This is a genomic window from Sediminibacterium sp., assembly GCF_051861365.1.
Classification (GTDB): domain Bacteria; phylum Bacteroidota; class Bacteroidia; order Chitinophagales; family Chitinophagaceae; genus Sediminibacterium.
Window position 1 is genome coordinate 123,489 of record NZ_JBHYCW010000005.1, and the last position, 25,702, is coordinate 149,190.

The window sequence follows — 25,702 nt, forward strand, 5'->3', positions numbered from 1 at the left end:
TATGGGCATAAGATTTCCTTTCGCCTTCCTTCTGTTTAAAAATTATCGGAAAGCTGTTTTATAATAATCAGCTTGGCTGACTGATAAGACTTTTGTTGGCTATTATTATTGAAGCGTACTTAATAACTTCTTTAAAGATGGATAGTCATATAAAAGCAGTTATTTTTCAATGCTACAATTAATAAGAAATCTGAAACGACTATGCTGAACTATACCATTTGGATTTTCGTTTTATATACTGTAAAAAGAAAAGGACTTTCTCTTCAATACATATAAGTACATACTCCTCTATATTCCCAGTATGAGATATTATTCTGGAACTTACAGAGTCACATATTCCAATCAGAGTAGAGGGTTGTGATGCTGATAATTTGTTGAACCTTGCTTTGCCTATTTTTTTAGAATGTTTGGTCATCGGATATATTTATACCGCAAACGTCAGTCATTTAAATCGATATTTCAAGCGAATAAATTATATGAATTATTTTCTTTGTATTTAAAATTAGATAAGAAATTATCGAATATTCATTTGTATAATATAGTAGTGTTAGCAACTATCTTAGGGAGAAAAATATAGATAATTTTATGTAATTTGTCTGTATTAAAAAAGTATTAAAATTTTTAAATGCGGAAGCGTAAACCTGCTAAAAGATCAATTATGTCATGAGTATAATACAGCCATATCTATTTGAATTTGATTACAATGATGAAAGGTTTATAATTGAACTTCACTATGTGGTAGAGGCGGTTGATAAATCAGAAGTTCTTACAATTAAGTACAGTGATGACCCAGATGATTCGGATCAGTATGAAGTGAAAATGTTTCGCTTATATAATGAAGTGCTTACGCCAATTAAGATTACTGATTTACCAAAACAGGTACAGGATAATATAGCTACTGAGCTTCAGAAAGTATTACCAACGGATTTTATTGCAAACCCATACTTTGATGAATTAATGATTTTCTTTGGGAATACAGTTCTTACATCGCAGGATAAGTTTATACCCTTCACTTGTGATCAATGTAATCGAGTTGAAATTTATGAAAAAAGAGAAAAAAAGAATAAAGGAGATTATGTTGAAAGTATAAGATCGAAACTACTTACTAATCCAAATCCTTTATGGCCATTCAAAGGTCGTTTGCAAATTCAATTTTCTGTTTCAGATAAGCAAAGTCGTCTAAATTCAATTGATTTGGATAATCTTGCTAAATCAATACTTGATAGTTTACAAACTGTAGTATTTGAAAATGATGCTCAGATAGAAGCATTAGTAGCAACAAAGGATTACACAAATGGATTCATTGCAAATTTAATCGCAATCAAAGAGTTGGGACCAGATGAACGACCAAAATTTCAGGAGTTTTTATTTTCAAGTAAACATAAAACTTGGAGCAAAGAATATGCTCATAAATTCAAAACCGGAAAATCTACTCGATTTGTTAGGTATTGAATTATATAAAACTAAAGACTTCATTTGAAAAGTGGCCCTAACTCGATAGGGTATAGATATTTAGAATATGCAAGTCTCTGGTATTCATAATTGGGAATAATTAAATAATGGCGTTCTTATAGAAGACACATTAATTGTATATAGAAAGCAAACTTATTGGCAATACACTTTCTAAGACGCAATTAATAATTTTTAGATTTCTACAACATTCCAAGAGTATAAAATAAATAAATCATTGAAGGGATTAAAAGTATTGAGCCAGCTAAACGAATTCCCTTTCCTTTGAGATTTTTATTTTCTTTCAGTCGATAGTAAGAGATGATTGCCGAAAGCCACCCAATTGGTACAAAAATGATAGGTAGAAAAACAAATGAGCCTAAAGCACAGGCTAATGTTGCGATAGCGAATGGGTCAGTTTGTTGACGTACATCATCTACATTTTCTGAGGAGTTCATATTTATTTTTATTTTGAATTTTTACGGTATTAATATTTAGATGGACTAATATATAATTTGAAATGATATATATTTATTTACACTCACTTATCGCCTTATAAAGCGATTGATAGTTTGCATTATTTGGTTCAATATCAAGCGCCTTGTTTATATACTCTTTTGCTTCTGCACATTTGTACTGCTTTAAACAACAATAGGAATAATAATAAAATAGCTGACCTGCGCTTGCAGTTTCCATTTTTACTCCATTAATCGCTCTAGTAAAATATTCAGTTGCCTCGGCTATTTTATCTTGCTTTAACATAATGGCTCCATACCTTAACCACCCTTCGGAATTTTCTCCATCTATCTCAACCGCCATTTTTATGTAACTCTCCGCTTTCTCATACTTGCCCTCTTCCAAATAAATACCAGCTAAATTTTGATAAAAAGGGGTTCTGTCCTCTTTGTTTTGACAATACTTCAGCCCTCGCTCTAATGTTTCAATTGTTAAATCAGAATTGCCCGTTAACAAATAATAATTAGTCAAAGAAAGATAATGGAAAGCATTGTCCATTTCTAAAGAGATTGCATATTTGGCATTCTTTACTATATCATTCAATCTCTCGGAAAGAGGTAATGAAATATCTCGATATGAACACCAAGCTAGTAGTGAATATGTACTACCCTCAAAAGGATTTATCGTGATTATTTTGTCTAATAGTTTGCGAGCTTCTGTGTAGTTCCCTTTATCAAATTTCTCTTCTGCAAGCGCTTTTAGAGAACCAGTCCATAGTATTTTCCATTTTCCATTTTCATTTGTCAATGTATAGTAGTAGGTTAAATAGGCAGTGTCTTCTTTGGTGATACTAGTTTCTTCAACTTTAAACCTTCGAAAAGATGCATTAGCAGATGATGTAGGATATTCAGTAATTTTTGATTCTATATATTTAGTCGACCTAAGTACACTATCAGATATATTACGCAATTTTGCGAATTCGTCTTTTGTAACAAATTCCTTTGATTTATTCGCCAAAAAATCAGTATATAAAGCTTCACTTTTATTTTCGTGAGATAATTTTCTATAATTGCTAACCACATCTTTAGGATTTGAAAAATCTAATCGGTTGCAGGATATAAAATAGAAGCTTATTGAAATAAGTAATATTTTTTTAATCATACCAAAAAAGTATTGGTTATAATAGTGAATTTGGTTAACGATTGTATATTCAATAAAAGTGTTAAGGGGTATACCATTAGGAACTAACCGACCACTCTTAATTTGTACCCATTTCATCAGTTCTTTCGTCAATTTTAAATCAAACTCCAGTGAGAATTTATGTAGTTATTACTGACGAATTTTCATCTGACAAGTTATTATTAATACAAATTTCATTTCCATTAATTAGGAGTTGCAATCCAAACACTTTCAATTTTCGCATTTAATGGCATCTTATTAATAGGAATTTCACCTGAGTTATTTGCAAGACCGATCAATTTCGATAATTGGAGTTTAAGTGATTTAGTTTCACGAATAGAAATGTGAGGATAATATGATTTATCTAGCATGACACTCACTCCAGCTTCATCTCCATCAATGGTATAGAAGATGCTGGTAATATGCCCTTTATTCTTTAATTCCCCAAAAGATCCGCCTATCGGCACGCCTTTTATCCTATAATTGTCGCCTAAAAAAGTAATACCATCAATTTTATTACTATCGTCAAAGTAAACCTTTGCAGTTATTTGTCCTTTTGCATTTTGTATACTTGCAATTAGTCTAATAATCCCTTCTTCACCAGATTCCCGTTTAATCGAACTCTTAGGATAAATTACTTTGAATTGTTGAAAACTCATGCCCAATTTTAAGGTCCCTGCACCCTCTTTAGTTATTTCCTGAGCTGCAAGAAATGAAAATTGCAAAACTGTAAAGACGGATAGAAATATTTTTTTAAGACAGTCCTGGATCATAGCGCAAGTATTTGATTATTTAAACGCTAATTAAATATGTTGTTCTGTCAAATTCTGTCAATCAAGACATGAATAGAATTAATATTCCTAGTAAAGAAATAAATGAGCAAATTAGGAATTTAGAGGAAGGGTATCTTTTTTCTATTACATAATTCAAGCTAACAATAGCAAAAGGTAATGTCGCAAATATTCCCTGAAACGTAATGTTACTTAGCTCACGATTACAATAAACCCATGCGGTACTCACAATCACTACGCTAATAAATACAGATGTGAAGATCATTATCCAACTGCTATTATCAATGTTATATCTTACATTTCTTTTCATTAAGAAAGCAACTGGCAATGCACCACTATAGCGTAAAAAAAGAATTTCAAAAAAACCAAGTTTCGTATAATTAATTTGAATTCTTGTAAGAATAATTCCGAATACTATTACAAAGCATAACGTAGCTAATATTATAATTTCTTTTGGCTTGCTGAGAGTTATCCTTACGGCATTCGCCTTTAGCTGATAGAAAAGTACACTAACTGATACTATTGAAATGCCAATTAGTTGCATAGAGTTAACTCTTTCGGATAACGCAAAGTAGCCTGCAACAACTACCAATATCGTTACTAAAGGAGAAAGCAACGCATTCTTTTCATCCCCGGACAATCTGATATGTGTAATAGAAAAGAATCCTGCAAGTCCATATGAAAAAAAACCAGACAATACAAAGTAGAAACAATCCTCAGCGGTAATACTTTTAAATATCTTAAACTGACCCAATGCCAAAACTATAAATATTGTTAACAAAAACCCCGCTATAATTTCAATGGCATTCAAGATTGAAATATCAATTCCATTGCTTAATCTGGCAAGTATTTTTATATTTAATGCCATGCTAAAAACTAAAATAAAAGCAATAATTATAGCATTCATTTCTTTTTGGGTTTCGAAATAAAAGCCTCATTATTATCTGCTAAATTTCTAGTACTAAGATATAGGGCATCTGTATCTTTCAATTTTTGGATTAAAATTTTCTTGAGTTTTAGCGGTTTTAAAACTTTCATATGATCAAACCACATGGCAACAAAACTAACCAATTCTCGATTAATCCCGCAGTTGAATTTCAAATACGTTTTGCCATTTTTTGAAAATACAACTTCTTGACTTGCATGGCATTTATATTTTGCGAATGACTCGCCTATATCATGTGTAGTTTCGATTAATATGTTATAGATTTTTTTATCAATATTACCAGTTACACCGAAAATGCTAGATTGATATTCTATAAACCCTCTTTCTAATTTTCTTCTATTGAATGTTAGGTTGGTTAGTTCTACATTAATAAGTTGATACATGGCTAGAAAAAAATAATCACGCGATTTTTCCTCATAAAAAGAAATATAAATAGCACCACGATGATTGACTATTGATAGCGGACAAAGTAAAGCGGGGAAATTATAGTTTCTTTGTAAGCAAGTAGATTCGTGGGTATTTTTATCTATGATTAGCTTTTTTTGATTTTGAATCGCCCATATTATGTCTTCAAGTAACTTGTGCTCAAACATATCATGAGCATATTCAAAGAAATTAGTAGAATTGAATAATAATGTATTCGCTACACTCAATTTTTCAAACTTACTTTTACTTACCTGTGGATACAATATTTTTTCAAGCTTATTTAAAGATACTTCACGAGTTATCGATATACTTCTTGGAGCAAAATGTTTTAGAAGATAGAATGAGTTAATATCCCATGTAGTCAAAGATTCTTCTTTATCCTCAAATTCAATTTTCCAAACCTTTCTGTTCTTTTCATTTTCAAGAACAATCAATTTTTCTTTATCAAACCGTAAATAACTTCCTATATCATCTAAATCTCTATATAGTTGTCGTTCGCTTATCTGAATATTAACGTCAAAACACCATTTTTTGATAATCTCTATGGTTACAGGACCTCTCCTGAGTCTATTATAAATACGAATCAGCCGTTCAATTCTACTTGCCATATAGTTAGTTACTGCTTAAAGTTAATTATTAAGCTTCTTAACAATATAATATTTAAATATTATACTAATGCCAAAATGAAAAAAAGAGCACTTTTAATAGCAAGTACAAAGCGGGCAAACGAAGATTGTGTACCCTATATAAATGATATTACCCAAATGAAGAAATTTCTTATGTCGAAAAACGGCGGTAGTTGGAAGGAGTCTGAAATAATTTCTATTCTAAACCCGACTGCTCAGGAATTATTTTCATTATATTCAAACACAGGAGAAGATTTCAGATTCAGCTATTTCTCTGGTCATGGATGCATAATAAATGATAATCAATATATTCTTATAAACAACTGCCTTATAGGTACCTCAAACCTGACGTACAAGGTTAAACGGGAGGTGATTATTTTTGATTGCTGTAGACACGAGTATTCTTATCAAAAATTGGCAAAGAATTATATTATTAAAGAATCACCAAATCTCGATCACAAAACTGAAATAATATACAACTATAACAGCCTCATAAGTACCCTCGAAGGGACTATTATATTCTATACTGCTTTAAAGGGCAAATCTGCTTTTGCAACTTCCTCTGCTTCCTATTTTACTTGCTTTTTCATTAAAATTCTGGAACAGCTAAAATGTTTAAAAATAGACAGACCCTTATCTATTATTGCCTTTTTCAAGCTTATTTCTTTAGCAATGAAGAAAACCGGAGGTACTCAAACCATCACAATGGTATCAAACAATAGCTGTAACTACCCTTTTTATATGTGTTAATGGAATGTAATTAAGTAAGGTTATTAGGGTTTAAGTAAGGTTATGTAATTAAATCTGTGGGGGCTAAAGGGTTGCCCTTGAAAACCATTATTGAATATTGGATTATTTAAGCCCATAAAACGCTAAATACTGGCTAAATTCAAAGATTTTCTTAATTCCGCCATATAAAGGGTTTAATATTGGAATAGTAAGGGGAGCGAAGCCCTCCGCAGTAATGTGGAGGGCTTTTTTGTTGGTCGCCTGACCAACACATACGGTAAAAAACGTAAATTCATCATCAGAATGAGCCGGGTGAAACTACATAGTAAGCAAGAACTCCTATCTGCTATCTCTACAAATAGGGAAGTGATAAAATCCTATGGAGTAAATCGTTTGGGTATTTTTGGTTCATTCTCGAAAGGAACCTCAACAGAATTAAGTGATGTTGATTTGCTGGTAGATTTTGTACCCGGCAAAAAAACATTTGACAATTTCATGGACTTGTCCTTCTTCCTGGAAGAACTATTTGGTAGGAAAGTAGAGCTTGTAACTCCTCAGTCACTCAGTAAATTTATCGGTCCTTACATTTTAAAAGAGGTAGAAAATGTCAGCCTCTAATCTCGAATTGGTTCGTCATGTATTGATAGAAACCAGTTTTATACTGCAGCATGTTGAGGGTAAAACAAAGGATGAAGTAATTCATGATGAAGTTTTATGTCGTGCAGTAGTTAGAAGTATTAAATAATTGGCGAGGCTTCTAAAAAGATTGACGAAGAATTTAAGGCCCGTCATCCCTATATCGAGTGGAAGAAGATGGCGGGTACCCGTGATAAATTAATTCATGATTATTTTGGAATTGATTACGATATTGTTTGGGATATTATTGAAAATAAAATACCGGATTTAGACCATTTTCTTAGGCAGTTGGTTTAAGTAAGTTTTTTCATACGCATATAAATAGTCGGTCGCTGGTCCCGACGCTACGGTCGGGATGCAGATAGTATCGTCTGCATTCAAGTCCAACTTTGGAGCATAGCCCTCCGCAGTTATGGGGAGGTTTTTTTGGCGACTATATAAAAGTGGAAAAAAGAAGCCTTGTAAAATTTGATTTACTAGGCTTCTTTTTATCTATTTAAACGATTCTTAAACCTTATGCTGTTATGCCAACAATACTTCCGCAGGAATACTCAACTCCCTGTGAAACAACTTTGCCAGTTCCAGTGTGAGTGGTTTACGCTTGTTCAGTAATGCCGATACATATCCCTTGCTGCCAAATTTCCCAACTAAATCTTTATTTTTCAAACCCAAATCCTGCATCTTTAATTTAATGACTTCTATAGGATCGGGCACAGGAACAGGATAATGAACATCTTCATACTGTTTGATCAGCAAAAGGGCTACCTGAACTTTCTCACCCTCAGCACTTTTGGGCTTAATGCGGCGATCAAATTGTTTATCAACCCAATCGAGGTATTCCTGGTATTGCTTTTTTGTTTTTATGATTTTAAGTTCCATACTTATTTCTTTTTAAAAGGAATGGTTGTAACATCTATCTTATCGTATTCAGCATGTGTACCAAACCATTTTATCTGAATGGCTTTATAATCAAACACCATTCTTACCACCAATCTGTATTTATTTCCCATAATATTAAAGACAACCCTGTCATCCGCAACCAGACTCGCATTTCCATAGACTTTTTTTAACTCATTAAAGTTTTTAAAATCAGCATTCACCAGTTCATGATACCACTCCTGCAAAGCTGTTGCGGCAGCCGGATATTTTCTGCAGTAATCCAGTAAGGTTTTTCTGGTGATGATATTGAACACGATACAAAGATAATAAAAAGTTTACTATTGGAAAACTTTTCAGTACCCTTAACAAAACACCAAGTTTATAAATAATCTTTAGCTCCTCAATGATCTGGGTCCGCTGCAGGGCTGTGATGCAGACAGCATCGTCTGCATTCAAGTCCGGCTTTGGGAGCGAAGGCCTTACAGCAATGTGGGGGACTTTTTTTATAGTTCCCGCCTATGGAGGGGTTGGAGCATCCCTACGAGATTCTGTGTACGAATACCTAAGGACTTGTAAGGGTATCCTAAGGTATAGGTAAGGGGAAGCTAAGATATAGCAGTAAGGGAAATAGAAGTAAAGTAGAACAATAAAGGAATGCTATGCGGGATGACTACATAAAGCGTAGCTTGCCTCTGTGTAACTTTTGGAAAGTTCCGGAACTTTCCAAAAGTTGACCGTCATTTTCTTAGGCAGTTGATTGTCACCCCTGAGTAACCTCGTGATCGCAGATTAGGTTGGCGACGAAGGGGCACAGGGGGATTCACCAAGGGTTCAGTAAGGGTTCACTAGGGGTTCACCTTTAGTTCGCCTTATCCACATTTTAATTCCGTACCCTCTGTAAAGCGATTTCAGGAATAAAAAACTAGCAGAAAAAAAATACTTTTCGCCAATCTTTTCATTATCAAACACTTGCAAGGGGTGGCACCACCCCTGCCACCCTTTTCATATGGCTTCAGTATCTAGGTTTGTGATCGCAAGCAGGACTCTACTTACTTGTTTGCTGCAGAAAACAAGTAAGTGTGATATCAAATTAAGGTATTGTAGATTCAGAAATTATCGAAAGCTACTATCTGATAATCAATAGGTTAACAGGGCTGATACCAGCCCTACCAGCCCTAACCATGATTGTTCAATACTAGGTTTGTTTTGTCATGCATGCAACTGTTAAATATAATGACTGCAGCAGAACCATTTAACAGACAAACAATTTTCAAAACATTAAAAACAAACAAAATGGCAAAACAAGTAGGCATATTACCACTGGAAGGCAGAATTGAAAACCTGACCTTTTACCGTACCGCCAACGGTTACAGTGTACAAAAAGTAAAAGGGGTTTCTAAAGAAACCGTAGCAACCAGTCCGGCATTTCAAAGAACCCGAGAAAATATGGCAGAATTTGCACGCGCAGTTAGCGCATCAAAACTGCTTCGTATGGCATTGAGTGATGCCATCAGTGGTTCAAAAGACAGCCGTATGAACAATCGCTTAAACACCGTCATGCTCAAAGCTGTTAAACTCGATCAAGTAAGCGATCGTGGATTTCGGAATGTACTGGATGGTGAATTACAAATTCTCGAAGGTTTCGACTTCAACAAAGCTGCTTCTTTTGAACAAACTTTTGATGGAGGTATTCGCAGTTCTTTTGACCGTGTTACGGGTGTTTGTACACTTGAAGTAGATAGTTTTCAGATGGAGAAGAAATTGAAGAAACCGGATGGTGCAACGCATTTCCGTTTCTTAATGGCTGCTGCAGCTATCAACTTTGAAACAGGTGTAAAAGAGTCTGTATCTGCGGAATCGGAATACATAGCATATGCTTTGAGTGGGGTTGTTGATCCGCTCAACATCAGTGTATCCTTATCTGAAAACAGTGAACACCCGGTTATGTTAGCAGTAACCATCGAATTTGTACAAGAGATCAATGGTAAAATGTATTCCATTAAAAATGGATCACACAATGCTTGTATTTTACACAGAGTAGATACGAATGTGTAAACATATATAGCAGTCTAGAGCGATGAGGGCTCAAACCTGGATTTTTTAATGACCTTATGTCCGGTACCAAGGCATAGGGTCATTTTTATTTTATTTTGCTGTTGCCCGACCAACAAAAACAAAAAAGAACCCCGACAAATAATCGAGGTTTCTTTTGAAAGAAAAACGAATAAATCAAAAGTTGTTAGGGTCTAAATACCCCCACGTTTTTAGCCCACTTATCAACAACTCTACGATTTAGTGTTATTCTAAACAAAATCTTAGTGGCTATTTAAGATCGATATAGTAGATAAAATGTATTGCTGACTTATTGGGTATGGCATTCTTTTGAACAGTAATAACACCCATTCACTTGCTTGTAATGTTTTTTCGCTTCTTTAACTGCATCCCTACAATTAGAGAAAGTGCCTAAATAAGTTCTGTTTTGCAATGAAGGAAGAAAGCTGCAATGTTCATGATGCACTTCATGATCGCCATTTCTTTGTGGAAGGTTATTGACGTAATAGTTTTTCATACTAAAAAAATTTAGTAGCCTAAAAGTATAACCTGCAGGACGCTAAATTTTACGGGAAACCGTTAATACTTTTAAACTTATCTGTTACTTTTTATCAAACCTTTGCGATTCTATTTTTTTAATAATGATCCAATCATCTTCGCATATAATGTTGATAGTGTACTGGGTCTTAAAATGGGGATCTAGCAGCCATTTACCTTTTAGCAGTATTGTGGGGTTGTATACTGAGTTGCCGAGTACATAGTTCAACCGTTCGTTCCATGCGGTCAGCTGTCTTTTTTCCTCTTGGGACTGATCTACTATAATAAAACATGAGTCACAGCTCTCCATTTCTATTTTTCAGTTTTCCTCTCCCCCTCCCCCACAAACCAACTCGCCAAATACGCCGTAAACGTTCCAAACAATCCCACCCCCACTGTCATCAATAAGGCAGCAATCATTCTGCCTTCGGTGGTAACAGGAAATTTGTCGCTATCACCCACGGTGATAATGGTAACATAATCACATACCAATATCTACCAAGTTGGAAAAGTTTCAAATTGTTTTAGTTTTGGGTGTGGTTATTAGTGGTAACAATATCCGCATTCTCGCCGTTGTCTTGCTTTAGCTGTGGCTATATCAGTAGTTTCAATATCAGTACTGCATTTTCGCAACCCCTGACAATGGCTTGTTTTATGATACACTTTTGATAGCGGGCTGTTGCAGAGGTACACACTGTTACCATTGCTGCAGCTGAGCAGGGTGATGCTCAATACGAGAAGAGGATATTGTATTTGTACAATAAATCTCAAAATTTCTTTTCAACTTATCTTTTATAACAGAAATTTATCTGCCCGATAAAAGGTTCAGCTTTTTAACATGCATATCCATTTGGTGGGTAATCATTGCATCATAGTCTGTAGCCTTTTCATGTCGTTTGTTCATGAGGATAAAAAGTTCAAGGCCGAACAAAAGGGAAAACCAGATCACGTAAACAAAGAGTGCAATTGGAGATTTACCAAGTAGGCTAAACATGATGTTTAATTCATCTAAAAATCCAGTCTTTTCCTTTAAGGTTCTTTCAATTGACCCCCTGAGATTTGATAGAGAATCTCCCTGTGACAGAATCATTCTTTGAAGTGAATTTATTTGAGAATCTAATGGAGCAATTAAAGCGATATTGGGGTTGGGTATTTGTGACCTTGCTGTTGTTGGTTTAGTCACATAACGGGTTCTTGTTGTTGTTTTTCCAGTAATCGGATCTGTTTCACTAAAAGTTTCCGGAACCGGGGTACTTTGTGTAGTGGTAGTATTGATTACTGGATTTTTTTGTATTTGTAAGTTTAATACTGTTCGCTGGCTATCTTTTTCTAGATGTAAAGCCTTCAACTGGTCGATTTGTTTTTGCCTGATACTAGCCCTGGAAGGATAAATGAGTTCAACCTTATTATTTATAAACTGCTCCTTCTCGAGTTCAATATCGTCTTTAAAAATAATCTGGTCGATAATGATTGAACCAATGACGGCCATTGTAAACGCAATAATTCCACGAAATATCTGCAAATAATTATTTCTATGCGTTTGCATAATGATCTGTCGCTCAATCTGGATGATGATGATGATAAAAACCAACGAACAAGCCATACTGATACCGCTGCTTGAATGCAAGTATCGGTTTGCAAAAGAATACCCAATTATACCCCATAGCAGGCACATGATGATCATGGCAGCGGTATATTTTTTTACCGATTTTTTGGATACTTCGCTACAGTTTTTTAGGATTCCATAATTATACCCCGTAAGGAAGCAGCCGATTTTTATCCAGCCTTCTCGCATGCTAAACATATTTAAAAATTTTTCTTGTTGCTTTCATGTATTGCAATGGCGGCCATCCCATTCTGAAACCCACGCTTATAACTGATGATGAGCCTGTGTGAGTCTCCCTGTTCAATCGCTTCTTTTTGAAGCTCTAGTATTTTATTGTAATGATCATCCGCTTTTTCTTTTCTCATCTTCAGTTCATCTACCACGTCTACCATACCAAGCCGACCCCTGCTTGTTATTAAAAAATCAAGTTCACGGATAGCATCTTCATAAAAGGTTCTTGCCTTCCAGATTACTATTTCCAGATCGCCCTGTATTTCACGCACTTTTTCAGTCCGGTAAGAAGTATCTGGATTCACCAATGCATCCTCATAACCCGTTTGGTGGTAGTCCTTCGATAAAAAAGAATACACCATGTGTATATTGTGCTGAGCTATTTCACTTTCTTTATTTGGCTCAGCATAATTATTTACATGAGCTTTTTCTATAAAAACATCTTCAGGAATTTCAGGGTCAACTGGGATGTTATCTACACTTTTTTTTTCAAATATTTTAGATATCCAAGACATAAAAAAGATTTAAAGAGTAATTGAAGGAACTTTGAATTTTGAATGACCGCGACCGTGACAGGTGGAACAAAGTGTGATCAATAAATGGCCGGGATAATCCCATGGCACTTTAAATTTTTGAATTGCTTTTATAAAATGATATTGGCGGTGATGAACTTGAAGGTCTTCGTCACTGCCACATATCACACATTTAAACAGGTCGCGCTCTATGATCTCTTTCCTTTTAGCTTTCCAATTAGGGTGCAGTATAAGTGCACCGTATGAACCATGTGTTTCAGGAAATTCTTTATTTTGAGGGTGAGTAGCTGAAACATTTTTTTCATTGGCTATTCCTTGTTTTATATATCTGGAATATCTAGTCTGTTGCGGTACATTATATCGTTCATTTTGAAAGTGAAATCTGGCCATTGTATAATTTTGTCTTTTATTTATAGCTGTTAGGATATTTTCTTAAAGAAGCTCTGTGTATTATGCTGATTTTACTGTTCGGCTATAACCGATGATTCTATTTTTATCTCTTCCTCTACGATCTTCTTCTCCTTCTTCACTCTCACCTTCGCAGTTTTAAACGGCTTTATCAACCCCACATCCATCTTATCCGCAATAATCTTATGCACCGCAGCCAGTATAATCTCATCCTCACACTTTTCATTGTACCGGGTTTTAATCAGTTTCTTAATACATTTTAAAACATCGTCAGAACAAATGATACCAGCAATATTGTAAGGGTCAGTGGCTTCGCATTTATTCCAGAGGGGTTTAAAGGAATTTTTCACCACACTTTCTTTGTGCAGGTGCTGCAAATGATTGGCTGCATTTTTTAAATTGCTAACATCACTCAAGTCTATAGAAAATATTAGACGGGATGAGATGGGTTGTTCAAAAATGATCTTATAGAATTCGAAATTCTTTCCGTTGGTGAGCAGGGCGTATTCAATGCCTTCATTGGCGCCATAGTTGACGGTTTGCCTTAAATGTTTTTCGGATAGCTGAAAGGAAAGTGCTTTTACTTCTACCAGGAAATGTCTGGTTTTATTTACCTGTATCACATAATCAGCATACGTGCCCTTAATCATGTATTCTGTTTTAATTTCTTCCAATTGCTTATAGCCCAATACATCTGAAAGAAAACGGTTGATCATAATACGGGTACCTGATTCATCCAGCTCTTTGATGTTGCCATCTAAAAAATCTTTACGGTAGGCTTTCAATGAATTGAGTAGCTTTTGTTGCTTTAGGGCAGTGAGCATAAGATTCGTTTTGGTTGATAAGGACAGGCTCTATCCAAAACTAATAGGCAGATTTCTATTTTTATTACGGCAAACCGTAACCAGGGGGAAGAATAAAATGTTTTTTGAAAATAAATACCAGTGATGCAAATAGCTCTTTCGCTATAATGCCAATTAGGTGTGAGGGATTAGGAGTTAGGAGCGCCATCGTACAATAACAGTAATATCTCTTCCTAACGCCTAACTCCTAATACCTAACACCTATCGCATTTATAACAAACCCGCATTGCTACAAAACACCATCAACTGTTGGTTGTTTAAAAAACCCAACTCTTCTCTGATTTGGTTGAGGCGTTTTTCAATGCTGCTTAAGCTGGAAGGCTTAATGTTGTGTTCTTTAAGATAAGCAGGTATTTCATTTTGCTGGTACCCCTCATTCAGCAAACGGATAATCGTAATATCGAAATCTGTGAACTCGTAGGTATTTGATCGCTTAATCTGTTGTGCCAATGATCCGGGATAGTATCGTTGTCCTTTTGAAAGTGCATGCATCGCCGACTTTAATTCCTGCACATCATGTCTTGCTTTGCGTACATAGGCGTCTACTTCATTATGTTCAAATAGGTTGTGTATATCGACAGGACGATGCTGTCCCGATAATATCAGAACGAGAATACTAGGTTGAATCGCACGAACAGCCCGTATGAGTTCAATTCCATCATGGATCTGCTGAGGAGTTCCATCATCCTCAAAAGAGAGATCGGTGATCAGCAGGTCATAAGGTTCTCCCTTTTTTTGAGCGAGTTGAATTTTGGCAAAAGCATCATCGCAGTAAAATGCATAATCATACTGCTTTACTTTCAGGTCTTCCATCGTCTTCTGCACCGATAGATTCGCAAACTCATGGTCTTCGGCAATAATAACTTTATCAATCATACTTTACTGGCTTGAAGCGGAAAGCGAATGGCAATCGATGCACCCCCCTTATCGCTTTTTCCAAAAATAATCTCCCCGTTCAATGCTTGAATACGGTTAACCGTATTGTTCAATCCATTGCCGTATTGAATGTCTGCAGGAAACCCTTTTCCATCATCGCTATAGCTGATAGTGCCGCTGTTGTTGTCTTCTTTACATTTTACGACCACGTTGGTTGCGCCACTGTGTTTTTTCATATTGGTCATGATCTCGCGAAGAATCAATAAAAGCTGATCTTTTTGAACACCGGTAACTTTGTTCCAGAATACAGGTTGGTTGCCCACTACAAATACCCTGGTTTGCTCATTGGTAAATTCATTCAGCAGACTATGGATCTGTTTATTGTAATCTGTGTCATCTGTGAAACTCATTTCTTCTTTCGATATATCCCTTGATTTTTCATACAGCAATTCAATTCTTGTCAGTAAGGGATCCCGTTTAATTTCCTCACTGTGTTCCAGTTCGTTCATGATTCCGTAAAGTCCGTTGGCCACTACATCATGTACTTTTTGAGAGGTTTTTAATTTCGAATCTCTTATGGATAGTTCTGCTGCTTGTTTGATGCGGCGTTTGCGTTTATTATACCAGCTCCATAGCAGAATAATTACAATCGCTGCTAGCCCCACCAATCCATAAAACCATAGACGTTGTGTGGTGACTTTTGATTTTAATGCAAGATTGTCTGCTTTGCTTTTTTGGGAATCATATCTAATGAGTGCAAAGCGATTCCTGGTTGTATCTCTGGCAAGCTGCAGGCTGTCATTTAGTTTTTTAAATTGGTTATACCATTTCTTTGAAGCCACTGCATTATCAAGTTTGATGAGCTTATCAATCGCTTCCAGCCTGTCAGCAGGGCTTTGGATGATGTATGCCTGCTGCAACATTTTGTTGGCATACCATAAAGCAGAATCGGGTTTTATTTTTTCATAATAATCAGACAGATGGGCATAGCTGGCATTTAAGCCACGATGATATTGGCTATCGGTTCGTATGCGTAGTGCCTGCCAGAATTCGGGTAATACCGGATGGCTGGAGTTCAACCGCCACTTTGTGGTGGCACTGTTATCCAATATTCTTGCAAAAAGAGATGGATTGCTGATGTTTAGTTGTAGGACGGAATCATAAATAGCAATGGCTTTATTGTATGCTCCTTTTTTCTGAAGTGCAACGGCCTTATCATTCATTAACTCAAGTGGAAAATTATCCTCTGTTGAAAAACGCATCGCCCTTTTATACATATTGATGGCTTCATCATAATGCTGAAGATCAACATTGATATTACCTAGTAAGCGATAGGTAAAGCATAGTTCACTGTGATGTTCGGTATTTAGTGTATCAAGTGTTCGTATAGCACCTGTTGCACTTTCTTCGGCGCCATGAAGATCGCCTGCCTCCCATTGCATATCACCCATGAACCTGTATGCGGTTCCTTTTTTAAGTGTATCATCGGCATTATCAACATACCTGTTATACATCAGGAAAGCAGAATCCAATTTACCCAGGTGATGATACCAATTGCCTCTGTCATAGTCTGTATACTTCCCGGGAGTATTATCTTTCTTGATGCCGCAACCCCAAAGAAGTAAGATGATTAAGACAAACAATTGGCCTTTTGATACTTTCAAGAATTTAGTTTTCTTAAATATATAAAAAAGGGCAGAATAACTTCTGCCCTTTGTGTTGCCTGTTAACCCCCTGTGGGAGGTGGTGGCGGTGGTGGTACCGGTGGCTTGGGATTACTTCCTGTTTCACCACCCGTATCATCGGTAGTTGAAACAGTTGTAGTATGTCCCTTTTTGTAATTACCGTTTTTATCGGGTGTCTGGGTTGGGTTAATACATAAGAATATAGCCAACCATATCAATAGTTCTACCATTGTTGAATGATTTAAAATGTGGTAAAAAATTGCTCGTACCGGGTTGCGATCCCGGCAGAGACTGTTTTGTAAGAAGCGCTTCTTACGATGGGAAGGAAGGGCGTTGATCGCAGTTTGGCCAGCAACTTCCCATACTTGCTAACCTCGCTGCGATCGCTGCACTCTGCAGATCATTTGATATGTTGTAACTGTTACCAAACGATCATGATACAAACATAGCATCGCCTAAAAGCCTGATCAGCAATGGATTCCGGTAATTCCAATGATTCCGAAGATTCCGGGAAACCGTAAAATTCAACGCTGGTTAGGAGCTTATTTTGATCCGCTAATTCCAAAAATTCCGGTTATTATGTACATTTAGAAGGAAGAGAAATTATATGCGGCTGACTCACCCGGCATACATCAAACTGGTATTTCGTACTTATCAATTGTTACGCAGTACGCCCGAATTCTCTCCTGCGTTGAAGCAGCCAACACCGGCAAGTATCCGCAAAGAGTGCCTTACTGTTTATAAGGAAAGACCTGATAGAAAAGATGAACCTGTTCTTAGATCTTTTTTTGGACCAGCCGCAGCGAATGGCTCATTCTTAACTCCCATCGAAAACTTTCCGACAGAAAAGTTTAAAGCATTCTCTAATTATTTGAAGGGCATAGCGCTTAGTACAGAAGATAAAAATGTAGAACTACTTGCCTGGTTAATAGATTTTCCGCATAGACCGTACCGGTATGGAATGGATGTAATTTTAAGCGAGAAGGAAAAAGCGATTTTAAATAGTGATGATAAGGTAGGTGAAAAGGTATCGCAAGAGATGGAAGCAGCAGCAGATGATAAGAGCGATGATATATTGGGTCAATCCCAGCGAAATGAGTTGGAGAATAATATTGCAATAACAGCTCATGAACAAGTACCGGTTGTTCCAATAAATGCGGTTAGTGAGAAAAGAACAGGAAAAAAGAGGTTGACAATAGATAAGAAATGGCTGATCATTGGTGTCGCCTTATTTGTTTCGATTTTTTCAATATCAATTTATTGGTTCTATAATAAAAGTGCTAACTGTATGTATTGGACAGGTGATCACTATGAGAGGATCGATTGTGACGAAGAGAACAATGATAAGGTTCTATTTAATGAAGAAAGGTGGAAAAATTTTAGGAAGATCACCGATTTAAGTACCATCACAGAGAAATCAATTGGAGTGGTACATTATTTTGGTAATAAGAATAGAGAGTTTTTTACCGGCGGCGGTAAACATCCCATTGAAACTACTCGACATTTGAGAGTGATGACACGCTATATCTGGGAAAAAGAATTCGGATCGAAGGATAGTATAAAAAACAATACTTCTGTTGATCATAATCAAACCATCCAATTAACCAATACTCAAAAATGAGAAATATACTACTGATCATTATTGTTTCTCTTTTGTATTCCTGCGATGATCCAAATGGAAAAGTTACTGAGTCGAAACAGCTCAATGAACGCATCACTCGTCTCGAACAAAAAATGGATTCCTTAACACATACCTCAAACACTGAAGTGGAAGGATACTCTAATAAGAGTACTGTTAGGGAAAATGGTCATTGCCAGGGAATCACCAAAAAAGGAACTCAGTGTAAAAGAAAAGCAAAAACCAACGGTTATTGTTGGCAGCATGGTGGTTGATCGTTGGCTTTCTGTATCCATTATATTCAAGAATTATTTTCTTTAGCCTTTACACTACATTAAATTTTCATAACACACTATAACCCCTGTGTTACAGACTACAATAAGAATAACTTGTTCAGCGTGACAAGTGCTGCTCCCTCTGTGTCAGGTTCACTATGATTTCGCAAAAAGAATCAATGGTTCCATATTCCCCTGATCTGCTTCTTTCAAAGCCTTTAAATATGTAGCTCTTGCATCTTCTTGTTTTACAAGACTAAAAGCTCCCCAGCTAAATGGCTTTTCTCCTTTATATACCCTGTACCATAACAGATCGGCCATAAAACGACTATGCCTGCCGTTACCATTCGGAAAACAATGAATACTTACAAGCCGATGTTTAAAGCGGATGGCAATTTCTTCGGGTTTGTATACATTGTGTTTTACCCAGTAAAGCGCATCATCCAGCAATTCTTTTAACGCGATTGAAATAGTCCATTTGTCAACGCCAATATTCTTGTCTGTTTTTCGAAATTCTCCGGCCCACATCCAAACATCACCATACATTTTTTTGTGTACGGCTTTGATAAATGCTTCAGTAAAAAATTTATGAATAGTGATGCGTTTGCTCCAGTAGAAGACCATTGCATTTTCAATATTCAGCTGTTCAAACTCATCCAGTTCACCACGCGTAGTAATAGAAGGGATGAGCAGCGCATCTTTCTCATCTTCATCAAGAGGTGTTTGTCCATCCGTATAGTCAAAATCTAATCCCATAATAATTTAGGTAGCTCGTTCTTAAACAGATTCTTTTTTTCTTCAATCGCTTTTTTAATTCTTTCAGCTGAATTTTCTTGGTCTTCCAGGCGCATGGTATTGCTTGTATGCAATACGATCTGCGTTGCTTTTTCTTCTGCCTTTCGCTCAATCAATGCTTCTAAGGAACCATCTTTCGGTACGAAACCATATACTAGTTGCATGTCAAGCTTAGCTGCGGTTTCTCTCAAAGCCCTGATGGTAATACTACCGTCCTGTTCACGTTTTTCTATATCCTGCATACTTTGTTTGGTAATACCCAACTTACGACCCAATTGCTCGAGAGAAATACCCAAAGCAACACGCAAAGCCTTAACCCAACCTGTTTGCGGTTGAACGATTGTAGACAGGGTTGAATAGGCCAACATTTTTTCGTTTAGGTGCTGTATCTGAAGTGCTTTTTTGCTCATAATATCATACTATAGTCTGACAAAATTATGTAAAAAGTAATGCTATAATATGACTAAAATAATAAAAAGTAAGATTATGGTATGACTTTTTGTGTTAATTAGTTGTAAGTAATTGATTTATAATGCAATAAAATTTTTAGTATATTTATTGTATCCGGAACCATTCACTCAAAAGCCCAATTAACAGCGTATGCGTATTTGCTTAATAGTAGCGTTTATTAATATCATATTTCTTATCGGTTGTACCGGTTCCCAAAACCAACTCACCAGCGAAGAAAAAAAACAAGGCTGGATATTATTATTCGATGGTAAAACCACCAAAGGCTGGCACGGTTATAATAAAGAAAGTGTACCTGCTGTATGGCTGGTCAAAGATGGTGAACTGCAATGCGACCCCACCAAAAGAACAGAACTGGAAGTAACCGATCTCGTAACAGACCAGTCCTATGAAAACTATGAATTACAATTTGAATGGAAAATAAGTGAAGGCGGCAATAGTGGTGTATTCATCAACGTCCGGGAAAAGAAGGAACTGATGGCAGCTTGGATGACGGGTCCCGAATACCAGTTATTAGAGAAAGCACATGTAGATTTTGATAAACCTGAAAAGAAACCGGGAAGTCTGTATGCATTTACCAAAGAACCTGCAACAGTTACCAACAAGAAACCGGGAGAGTGGAACCAATCGACAATCAAACAAGTAAATGGTGTGATTGAATTTTATCTGAATGGAGTACGCACAGCTAAACAGGATCTAACATCGCAAGACTGGAAAGATGCAGTAGCCCAAACTCATTTTAAAGCATATCCCGAATTTGGTGTGGCCACCAAAGGACATATTGCCTTACAAGATTGGCAAAAACCGGTATCCTTCCGAAATATCAAACTTTTACCTCTATAACGCTATGTAATTTCTCTCGCCATTGTTACTCGCCCGCGACCAACAACAGCGGATATCTTATAAACTATAATGATGAATATCAATTCACCCTTACTTTTTTAACTCTGCCGCATGTTTCGCACCCGCCTCTCTCAAAATTTTGTAATAATGTTGGAGTGTAGAGACAATACTGGTGCCTTTATTTTTTTCAATTTGACCTCGTACATAATCTAAAACCGTTTCTTTATCTACCTCATCTATAAAGTTGAGATTTACTTTCCACCAAATCGCATCGTCAATAAATTCAGTGAATTTAGAGGATACGGCAAATTTTAAAATATTACCACCACTGGGATAGAATTGTATACTATGACAATTCAATTTCTGTTGCGCAAAAGCAGCATCCCACATCTTACGTATTTTTTCACCAATCACTTCTTCACTATCCTTTTCAACATCTACGCAAGCGGCGTCTAAAAGTTTTCTTTGGTACATATATACATAATCACCTTTCGGTTTTGGATCTTTGCTTCGACTATCAATATTGATACAAATATTTTCCAGCTTTTTAAGATTCGGACAAGGCTGTATCTCACTCTCCACCACTTCTAAAGATTGTAAAACCAATATTTTTCCATCGGGTTGTAGTACAATGGTTCGCACATCCCCATTTGCTCCTGTACCACGGTTGAATGTATCATTTGTTAAAGTACCATCTGCATTCAAGCGTGCGATTTGGTTTCTGTTGATTCCATTGTATTTGGTAAAATCTCCGCCAACTAATATTTTTTTATCAGATTGTAGGGTAATGGTACGCACCTTGTAATTAGCCCCTACAGTAGATTCAAAGGTTTTATCTAGGCTGCCATCGGCATTCAGTCGAGCTATTTTATTTCTAGTTGTACCAATATGCTTCGTAAAATCTCCACCAATCAATATTTTTCCATCAGCTTGTAAGGCAATGGTATTTATTTTTTCATTGGCACCTCTATTCGAATCAAAACTATCATCTACACTGCCATCTGCATTCAATCGTGCAATATGGTCTCTGATGATACCATTGAAAAATCTGAAGTTTCCACTAATCAATATCTTCTCATCGGGTTGTAAAGTAATCACATCCACAGAAGATAACAATGTTCCCTCACCCGGGTTAAAACTTTTATCAAAACTACCATCAGCATTGAGTCGGGTAAGGCCGCCGAATCTCATCTTTCCATTAAAGGAGTGAAAATATCCACCCACCAGTATCTTCCCATTTGGTTGAAGTGTGATGGCATATACAAGACCATCTATTTCTTTATCTAGTTTAAAAGTTTTATCTAATGTACCATCTGCATTGAGTCGAGCAACGCGTTTAACACTCATCCCATTGTAAGTGTTAAAAGCTCCGCCAATCAGTATCTTTCCATCGGGTTGTAGGGCTAAAGCATCCACACTATTGTCTGCTCCTGTGCCGGGGTTAAAACTATGATCTATTGTGCCATTTGCATTTAGTCGGGCGATGCGACTAATATTCTTTCCATTGAAGGAAGTAAAGTATCCGCCAATAATCAACTTCCCATCGGGCTGTATGGCAACTTCAGCAACAGCATTATTGGCACCTGTGCCGGGATTAAATGTATTATCTATTGTTCCATCCGCATTCAATCTAGTAATATAACTCGTTTTACTAAGGTCTGATGAGTTGTTAAAGTTTATATTGGTAAGTGGGCTGTTATTTTTATGAACCAGGTTGTTTGATATTCTACTAACATCTACCCCGATATTTTTTGTGTAAAGTGAAGTGTTGTTTTTATCCATTGTTTGCGAAATGGATTGGCTACTACAAAGTAGTGCTGATAGTATGATAATGTAATATGTTTTCATGGGCTCGTATGCGTGTATTTTAATTCAAAATAGGTTTCTGTTAGCAATTATCAATAGCTATTATTGGGTATTTTCTCTGCTCTTTGATCGCATAAAAGTGAAACCTGTCTTATTTGTCTTAGTTTAATGTTAATAATACTCGGATGATACCCTCGCCGTTATTGTTCGCCCGATCAACATGTCTATCACTCATCCTTAAAAATTCTTTCACTAAATTGAAAACAAATCTACTTGTATGCGAAAGATAGCTCTCCTTAGTCAGTTACTGATATTAATGGCTGTATCATCTACAACCATTATTGCACAGAAAAAAACAACCATTCAGGTGAAAGGATTGAAAGCAGCAGTGGAAGTATGGAGAGATGAATGGGGTATGAATCATATTTATGCCAACAACCAGCAGGACCTTTTTTTTGCACAAGGGTATTGCGCAGCCAAAGACAGGCTTTTTCAGTTTGAAGTATGGCGCCGGCAAGCAACAGGAACCGTTGCCGAAATATTGGGTGAAAGGGAACTGAAAAGAGATATCGGAACCAGACTGTTCAAGTTCAGGGGTAATATGGATAAGGAACTGAACTATTATCACCCGCAGGGAAAAGAAATCATCAACGCGTATGTAGCGGGTGTAAATGCATATATCAGGGAGATCAACCAAACACCGGCAGAATTGCCTATAGAATTTAAGCTGCTCAATATTCAACCCAAAGAATGGACTGCTGAAGTAGTGATATCAAGACACCAGGGTTTACTCGGCAATATTACACAGGAACTCAATATTGCATTGGCTATTCAAAAAGTAGGCGTTGAGAAAGTAAAAGAGATCATGTGGTTTCATCCGAAAGATCCCGATCTCAAAATGGACAGCAGCATACGTGTGGATCTGCTGAGCCCTCAAATTCTTGAACTCTATAATGCTTATCGTAAAGATGTGGTGTTTGTAAAAGAAGACTTGGTAAATCCAACAACAACAGCAGCCGCATTATTGAATCAGGCAAATATCAAAAGAGAGAAAGAAGCATTTGAACTCAATCCAACCACAGACGGAAGTAATAACTGGATCGTAAGTGGAAAAAAATCGGCCAGTGGTTTTCCCTTATTGGCAAATGACCCACATCGTAAAATTGCCGCACCCTCATTAAGATATATGGTACACCTTGTGGCACCCGGCTGGAATGTGGTGGGTGGAGGTGAGCCCGTTATTCCCGGTGTTTCAATCGGACACAATGAATATGGCGCATGGGGTCTCACCATCTATGAAACCGATGGCGAAGATTTGTATGTATACGACCTGAATCCCGCTAACCTAAATCAGTACAAGCATAAGGGAAAATGGGTAGACATGCAATCAATCGAAGAAAAAATAGCCGTAAAAAATGCAGCCACTGTAACTGCTCGATTGTTGTATACGCTGCATGGGCCTGTTACTTATATCGATTCGGTGAACCATAAAGCCTATGCTGTTAAATGTGCATGGATGGAACCGGGAGGGGCACCCTATCTTGCTTCGCTACGAATTGACCAAGCCACCGACTGGGCATCATTCCGAGAAGCTTGTTCCTACAGTCATATACCCGGAGAGAATATGATATGGGCAGATAAAAAAGGAAATATTGGCTGGCAGGCGGTAGGTATTGTTCCCGTGAGAAAAAACTTTAGTGGCTATGTTCCCATACCCGGTGATGGTCGTTATGAATGGGATAGTTATCTGCCTATTAAAGAACGTCCACATGTACTCAATCCGGAACAAGGATTCTTCGCAACCGCCAATCAAAATGTAACACCCAATTCCTATAAAAGATGGGATGCAGTGGGGTATACTTGGGCAGATGCATATAGGGGTGACCGTGTAAATAGGGTATTGAGCCAGGATAAAAAATTCACGATCGAAGAAATGGCGCAGTTGCAAAACGATTATTACTCTATTCCTGCAAGCGAGCTGGTACCCTTACTGAGTACTGTTACACTCTCTGATGAAGCATCTATTGCAGCAAAAAAATATTTTGATCATTGGAACTATATATTGGGTATGGAAAGTATTGCTGCAGCAATTTATGCGCAGTGGGAGCGACAAATATATGTTCAGGCAGGAACTACATTTATACCGGCAGCAGCAAGAGGCTTGATCAGTTTGCAATTAACCACGATCATCAAAATGCTAAAATCACCTGAACCCTATTTTAAAGAAACAGGAAAGTCACCCGAACAATTGAGAAATGAATTTCTGGCAACCACATTTAAAGATGCAGTTGCTGCACTGAAAAGAAGATTGGGCGCAGATATGAACCAGTGGCAATATGGACAAACAAAATTTAAACATGCATTGATTCGTCATCCACTGTCTGCATTTGTAGAAACAGAACTGCGCAATCAATTAGATCATGGTCCGCTTCCGAGAGGCGGTAATGGTCATACGCTAGGTGCAAATGGTGGTATCGACAATCAGTTAAGTGGTGCCAGTTTTAGAATGGTAGCCGATACAAAAGACTGGGATCAAACACTCATGATCAATACCCCCGGACAATCGGGTGATCCTGAAAGTCCCTACTATCGTAATTTATTCGAAAAGTGGGCAAAGGATCAGTTCTTTCCGTCTTATTTTTCAAAACCAAAAATTCTGCAACACACCAAAGAAATTTCATTGTTGAAGCCGGTTCAGTAAATGTTTTTTAGTTGTTCATCACATTAAAACAGTGTTGCCTTTCAACTTTTGGAAAGTTCTAAAACTTTCCAAAAGTTCACTAGAAAACGAAAAATTTGCTTATTGTTCTGAAACTGAATAATGAATGTATTGTGGTACTTTTATCTACTTTAAATCAGTCATCATGAAATCATTCTTATTGCTCTTTCTTTTAAGCATGTCAATATTGGTGTCAGCACAAAAAAGTCCATATGCTGTAACTTCTTTTCTGGAACAGGGCCCTAAAGCACCTAATACCCATTATATCGG

General features: G+C 36.8%; 29 protein-coding genes. 10 read left to right on the plus strand and 19 right to left on the minus strand.

All coding sequences use genetic code 11. From position 1 onward, the window contains the following. Positions 1-663: 663 nt before the first annotated feature. Positions 664-1,452, plus strand: a complete 789-nt coding sequence (locus ACTIEV_RS03820) for a RusA family crossover junction endodeoxyribonuclease (protein ID WP_439516121.1) — start codon at positions 664-666, stop codon at positions 1,450-1,452. Positions 1,453-1,652: 200 nt separating this feature from the next. On the opposite strand, the gene ACTIEV_RS03825 is transcribed toward ACTIEV_RS03820, so the two are convergent. The 5 genes from ACTIEV_RS03825 to ACTIEV_RS03845 form a co-directional block, all read right to left on the minus strand. Next, positions 1,653-1,907 carry a hypothetical protein gene (locus tag ACTIEV_RS03825; protein ID WP_439516122.1) on the minus strand — a complete coding sequence of 85 codons (255 nt, stop codon included), beginning with the start codon at positions 1,905-1,907 and terminating at the stop codon, positions 1,653-1,655. A gap of 73 nt (positions 1,908-1,980) precedes the next feature. Continuing rightward, positions 1,981-3,183, minus strand: coding sequence for a tetratricopeptide repeat protein (locus ACTIEV_RS03830; protein WP_439516123.1), 1,203 nt, complete (start codon positions 3,181-3,183; stop codon positions 1,981-1,983). A gap of 104 nt (positions 3,184-3,287) precedes the next feature. Beyond that, on the minus strand, positions 3,288-3,857 hold the full coding sequence (locus tag ACTIEV_RS03835) for a hypothetical protein (protein ID WP_439516124.1): 570 nt from the start codon (positions 3,855-3,857) through the stop codon (positions 3,288-3,290). 61 nt (positions 3,858-3,918) lie between these two features. After that, positions 3,919-4,782, minus strand: coding sequence for an EamA family transporter (locus tag ACTIEV_RS03840; protein ID WP_439516125.1), 864 nt, complete (start codon positions 4,780-4,782; stop codon positions 3,919-3,921). After that, complete coding sequence (locus ACTIEV_RS03845) at positions 4,779-5,855, minus strand: WYL domain-containing protein (RefSeq protein WP_439516126.1); 1,077 nt, start codon at positions 5,853-5,855, stop codon at positions 4,779-4,781. The genes ACTIEV_RS03840 and ACTIEV_RS03845 overlap by 4 nt, the downstream gene beginning before the upstream one ends. 75 nt (positions 5,856-5,930) lie before the next feature. Between ACTIEV_RS03845 and ACTIEV_RS03850 the strand changes: the two genes are divergently transcribed. The 4 genes from ACTIEV_RS03850 (at position 5,931) to ACTIEV_RS03865 (ending at position 7,535) form a co-directional block, all read left to right on the plus strand. After that, positions 5,931-6,623, plus strand: coding sequence for a caspase family protein (locus ACTIEV_RS03850; protein WP_439516127.1), 693 nt, complete (start codon positions 5,931-5,933; stop codon positions 6,621-6,623). 216 nt (positions 6,624-6,839) lie between these two features. Then, positions 6,840-7,220 carry a nucleotidyltransferase family protein gene (locus ACTIEV_RS03855; protein ID WP_439516128.1) on the plus strand — a complete coding sequence of 127 codons (381 nt, stop codon included), beginning with the start codon at positions 6,840-6,842 and terminating at the stop codon, positions 7,218-7,220. Continuing rightward, entirely contained in the window at positions 7,207-7,347 is a 141-nt protein-coding gene (locus tag ACTIEV_RS03860) for a hypothetical protein (protein WP_439516129.1), read from the plus strand. Before ACTIEV_RS03855 ends, ACTIEV_RS03860 begins: the two co-directional genes overlap by 14 nt. A 53-nt stretch (positions 7,348-7,400) precedes the next feature. After that, on the plus strand, positions 7,401-7,535 hold the full coding sequence (locus ACTIEV_RS03865) for a HepT-like ribonuclease domain-containing protein (RefSeq protein WP_439516143.1): 135 nt from the start codon (positions 7,401-7,403) through the stop codon (positions 7,533-7,535). A 225-nt stretch (positions 7,536-7,760) separates the two neighbouring features. Here ACTIEV_RS03865 and ACTIEV_RS03870 read toward each other — a convergent pair whose 3' ends face one another. Further along, positions 7,761-8,117: a helix-turn-helix domain-containing protein gene (locus tag ACTIEV_RS03870; RefSeq protein ID WP_439516130.1), complete on the minus strand. Its 357-nt coding sequence runs from the start codon at positions 8,115-8,117 to the stop codon at positions 7,761-7,763. A gap of 2 nt (positions 8,118-8,119) precedes the next feature. After that, the gene (locus ACTIEV_RS03875) at positions 8,120-8,431 is read right to left on the minus strand and encodes a type II toxin-antitoxin system HigB family toxin (protein ID WP_439516131.1); all 312 of its coding nucleotides are present in this window, start codon (positions 8,429-8,431) and stop codon (positions 8,120-8,122) included. Positions 8,432-9,410: 979 nt separating this feature from the next. On the opposite strand from ACTIEV_RS03875, the gene ACTIEV_RS03880 reads away from it, so the two are divergent. Then, entirely contained in the window at positions 9,411-10,172 is a 762-nt protein-coding gene (locus ACTIEV_RS03880; RefSeq protein ID WP_439516132.1) for a hypothetical protein, read from the plus strand. Between the two features lie 307 nt (positions 10,173-10,479). On the opposite strand, the gene ACTIEV_RS03885 is transcribed toward ACTIEV_RS03880, so the two are convergent. The 9 genes from ACTIEV_RS03885 to ACTIEV_RS03925 form a co-directional block, all read right to left on the minus strand. Beyond that, positions 10,480-10,686 carry a hypothetical protein gene (locus ACTIEV_RS03885; RefSeq protein ID WP_439516133.1) on the minus strand — a complete coding sequence of 69 codons (207 nt, stop codon included), beginning with the start codon at positions 10,684-10,686 and terminating at the stop codon, positions 10,480-10,482. Positions 10,687-11,018: 332 nt separating this feature from the next. Continuing rightward, the gene (locus ACTIEV_RS03890; protein ID WP_416383686.1) at positions 11,019-11,198 is read right to left on the minus strand and encodes an ion channel; all 180 of its coding nucleotides are present in this window, start codon (positions 11,196-11,198) and stop codon (positions 11,019-11,021) included. Positions 11,199-11,511: 313 nt separating this feature from the next. Further along, on the minus strand, positions 11,512-12,501 hold the full coding sequence (locus ACTIEV_RS03895; RefSeq protein WP_439516134.1) for a DUF4407 domain-containing protein: 990 nt from the start codon (positions 12,499-12,501) through the stop codon (positions 11,512-11,514). 11 nt (positions 12,502-12,512) lie between these two features. After that, positions 12,513-13,058, minus strand: coding sequence for a hypothetical protein (locus ACTIEV_RS03900; protein ID WP_439516135.1), 546 nt, complete (start codon positions 13,056-13,058; stop codon positions 12,513-12,515). 9 nt (positions 13,059-13,067) lie between these two features. Continuing rightward, complete coding sequence (locus ACTIEV_RS03905) at positions 13,068-13,466, minus strand: HNH endonuclease (RefSeq protein ID WP_439516136.1); 399 nt, start codon at positions 13,464-13,466, stop codon at positions 13,068-13,070. Positions 13,467-13,537: 71 nt separating this feature from the next. Next, entirely contained in the window at positions 13,538-14,308 is a 771-nt protein-coding gene (locus tag ACTIEV_RS03910) for a type I restriction enzyme HsdR N-terminal domain-containing protein (protein ID WP_439516137.1), read from the minus strand. Positions 14,309-14,557: 249 nt separating this feature from the next. Then, positions 14,558-15,223, minus strand: a complete 666-nt coding sequence (locus ACTIEV_RS03915) for a response regulator (RefSeq protein ID WP_439516138.1) — start codon at positions 15,221-15,223, stop codon at positions 14,558-14,560. Continuing rightward, complete coding sequence (locus ACTIEV_RS03920) at positions 15,220-16,887, minus strand: tetratricopeptide repeat-containing sensor histidine kinase (protein WP_439516139.1); 1,668 nt, start codon at positions 16,885-16,887, stop codon at positions 15,220-15,222. Before ACTIEV_RS03920 ends, ACTIEV_RS03915 begins: the two co-directional genes overlap by 4 nt. A gap of 62 nt (positions 16,888-16,949) precedes the next feature. Continuing rightward, on the minus strand, positions 16,950-17,138 hold the full coding sequence (locus ACTIEV_RS03925) for a hypothetical protein (RefSeq protein WP_178886505.1): 189 nt from the start codon (positions 17,136-17,138) through the stop codon (positions 16,950-16,952). 377 nt (positions 17,139-17,515) lie between these two features. Between ACTIEV_RS03925 and ACTIEV_RS03930 the strand changes: the two genes are divergently transcribed. Together ACTIEV_RS03930 and ACTIEV_RS03935 are read left to right on the plus strand one after the other, a co-directional pair. Then, positions 17,516-18,529 carry a hypothetical protein gene (locus tag ACTIEV_RS03930; RefSeq protein WP_439516140.1) on the plus strand — a complete coding sequence of 338 codons (1,014 nt, stop codon included), beginning with the start codon at positions 17,516-17,518 and terminating at the stop codon, positions 18,527-18,529. Continuing rightward, positions 18,526-18,801: a DUF5763 domain-containing protein gene (locus ACTIEV_RS03935; RefSeq protein ID WP_439516141.1), complete on the plus strand. Its 276-nt coding sequence runs from the start codon at positions 18,526-18,528 to the stop codon at positions 18,799-18,801. The genes ACTIEV_RS03930 and ACTIEV_RS03935 overlap by 4 nt, the downstream gene beginning before the upstream one ends. A 156-nt stretch (positions 18,802-18,957) precedes the next feature. On the opposite strand, the gene ACTIEV_RS03940 is transcribed toward ACTIEV_RS03935, so the two are convergent. Beyond that, positions 18,958-19,557: a mobile mystery protein B gene (locus ACTIEV_RS03940; RefSeq protein ID WP_439516142.1), complete on the minus strand. Its 600-nt coding sequence runs from the start codon at positions 19,555-19,557 to the stop codon at positions 18,958-18,960. Continuing rightward, positions 19,548-20,006, minus strand: a complete 459-nt coding sequence (locus ACTIEV_RS03945) for a mobile mystery protein A (RefSeq protein WP_322195542.1) — start codon at positions 20,004-20,006, stop codon at positions 19,548-19,550. The genes ACTIEV_RS03940 and ACTIEV_RS03945 overlap by 10 nt, the downstream gene beginning before the upstream one ends. Positions 20,007-20,196: 190 nt before the next feature. Between ACTIEV_RS03945 and ACTIEV_RS03950 the strand changes: the two genes are divergently transcribed. After that, positions 20,197-20,907: a 3-keto-disaccharide hydrolase gene (locus tag ACTIEV_RS03950; protein ID WP_322195541.1), complete on the plus strand. Its 711-nt coding sequence runs from the start codon at positions 20,197-20,199 to the stop codon at positions 20,905-20,907. Positions 20,908-20,997: 90 nt separating this feature from the next. Here ACTIEV_RS03950 and ACTIEV_RS03955 read toward each other — a convergent pair whose 3' ends face one another. Beyond that, the gene (locus tag ACTIEV_RS03955) at positions 20,998-22,755 is read right to left on the minus strand and encodes a WD40 repeat domain-containing protein (RefSeq protein WP_322195540.1); all 1,758 of its coding nucleotides are present in this window, start codon (positions 22,753-22,755) and stop codon (positions 20,998-21,000) included. A 235-nt stretch (positions 22,756-22,990) separates the two neighbouring features. Between ACTIEV_RS03955 and ACTIEV_RS03960 the strand changes: the two genes are divergently transcribed. Then, positions 22,991-25,414, plus strand: coding sequence for a penicillin acylase family protein (locus ACTIEV_RS03960; protein ID WP_322195539.1), 2,424 nt, complete (start codon positions 22,991-22,993; stop codon positions 25,412-25,414). Positions 25,415-25,702: the final 288 nt, after the last annotated feature.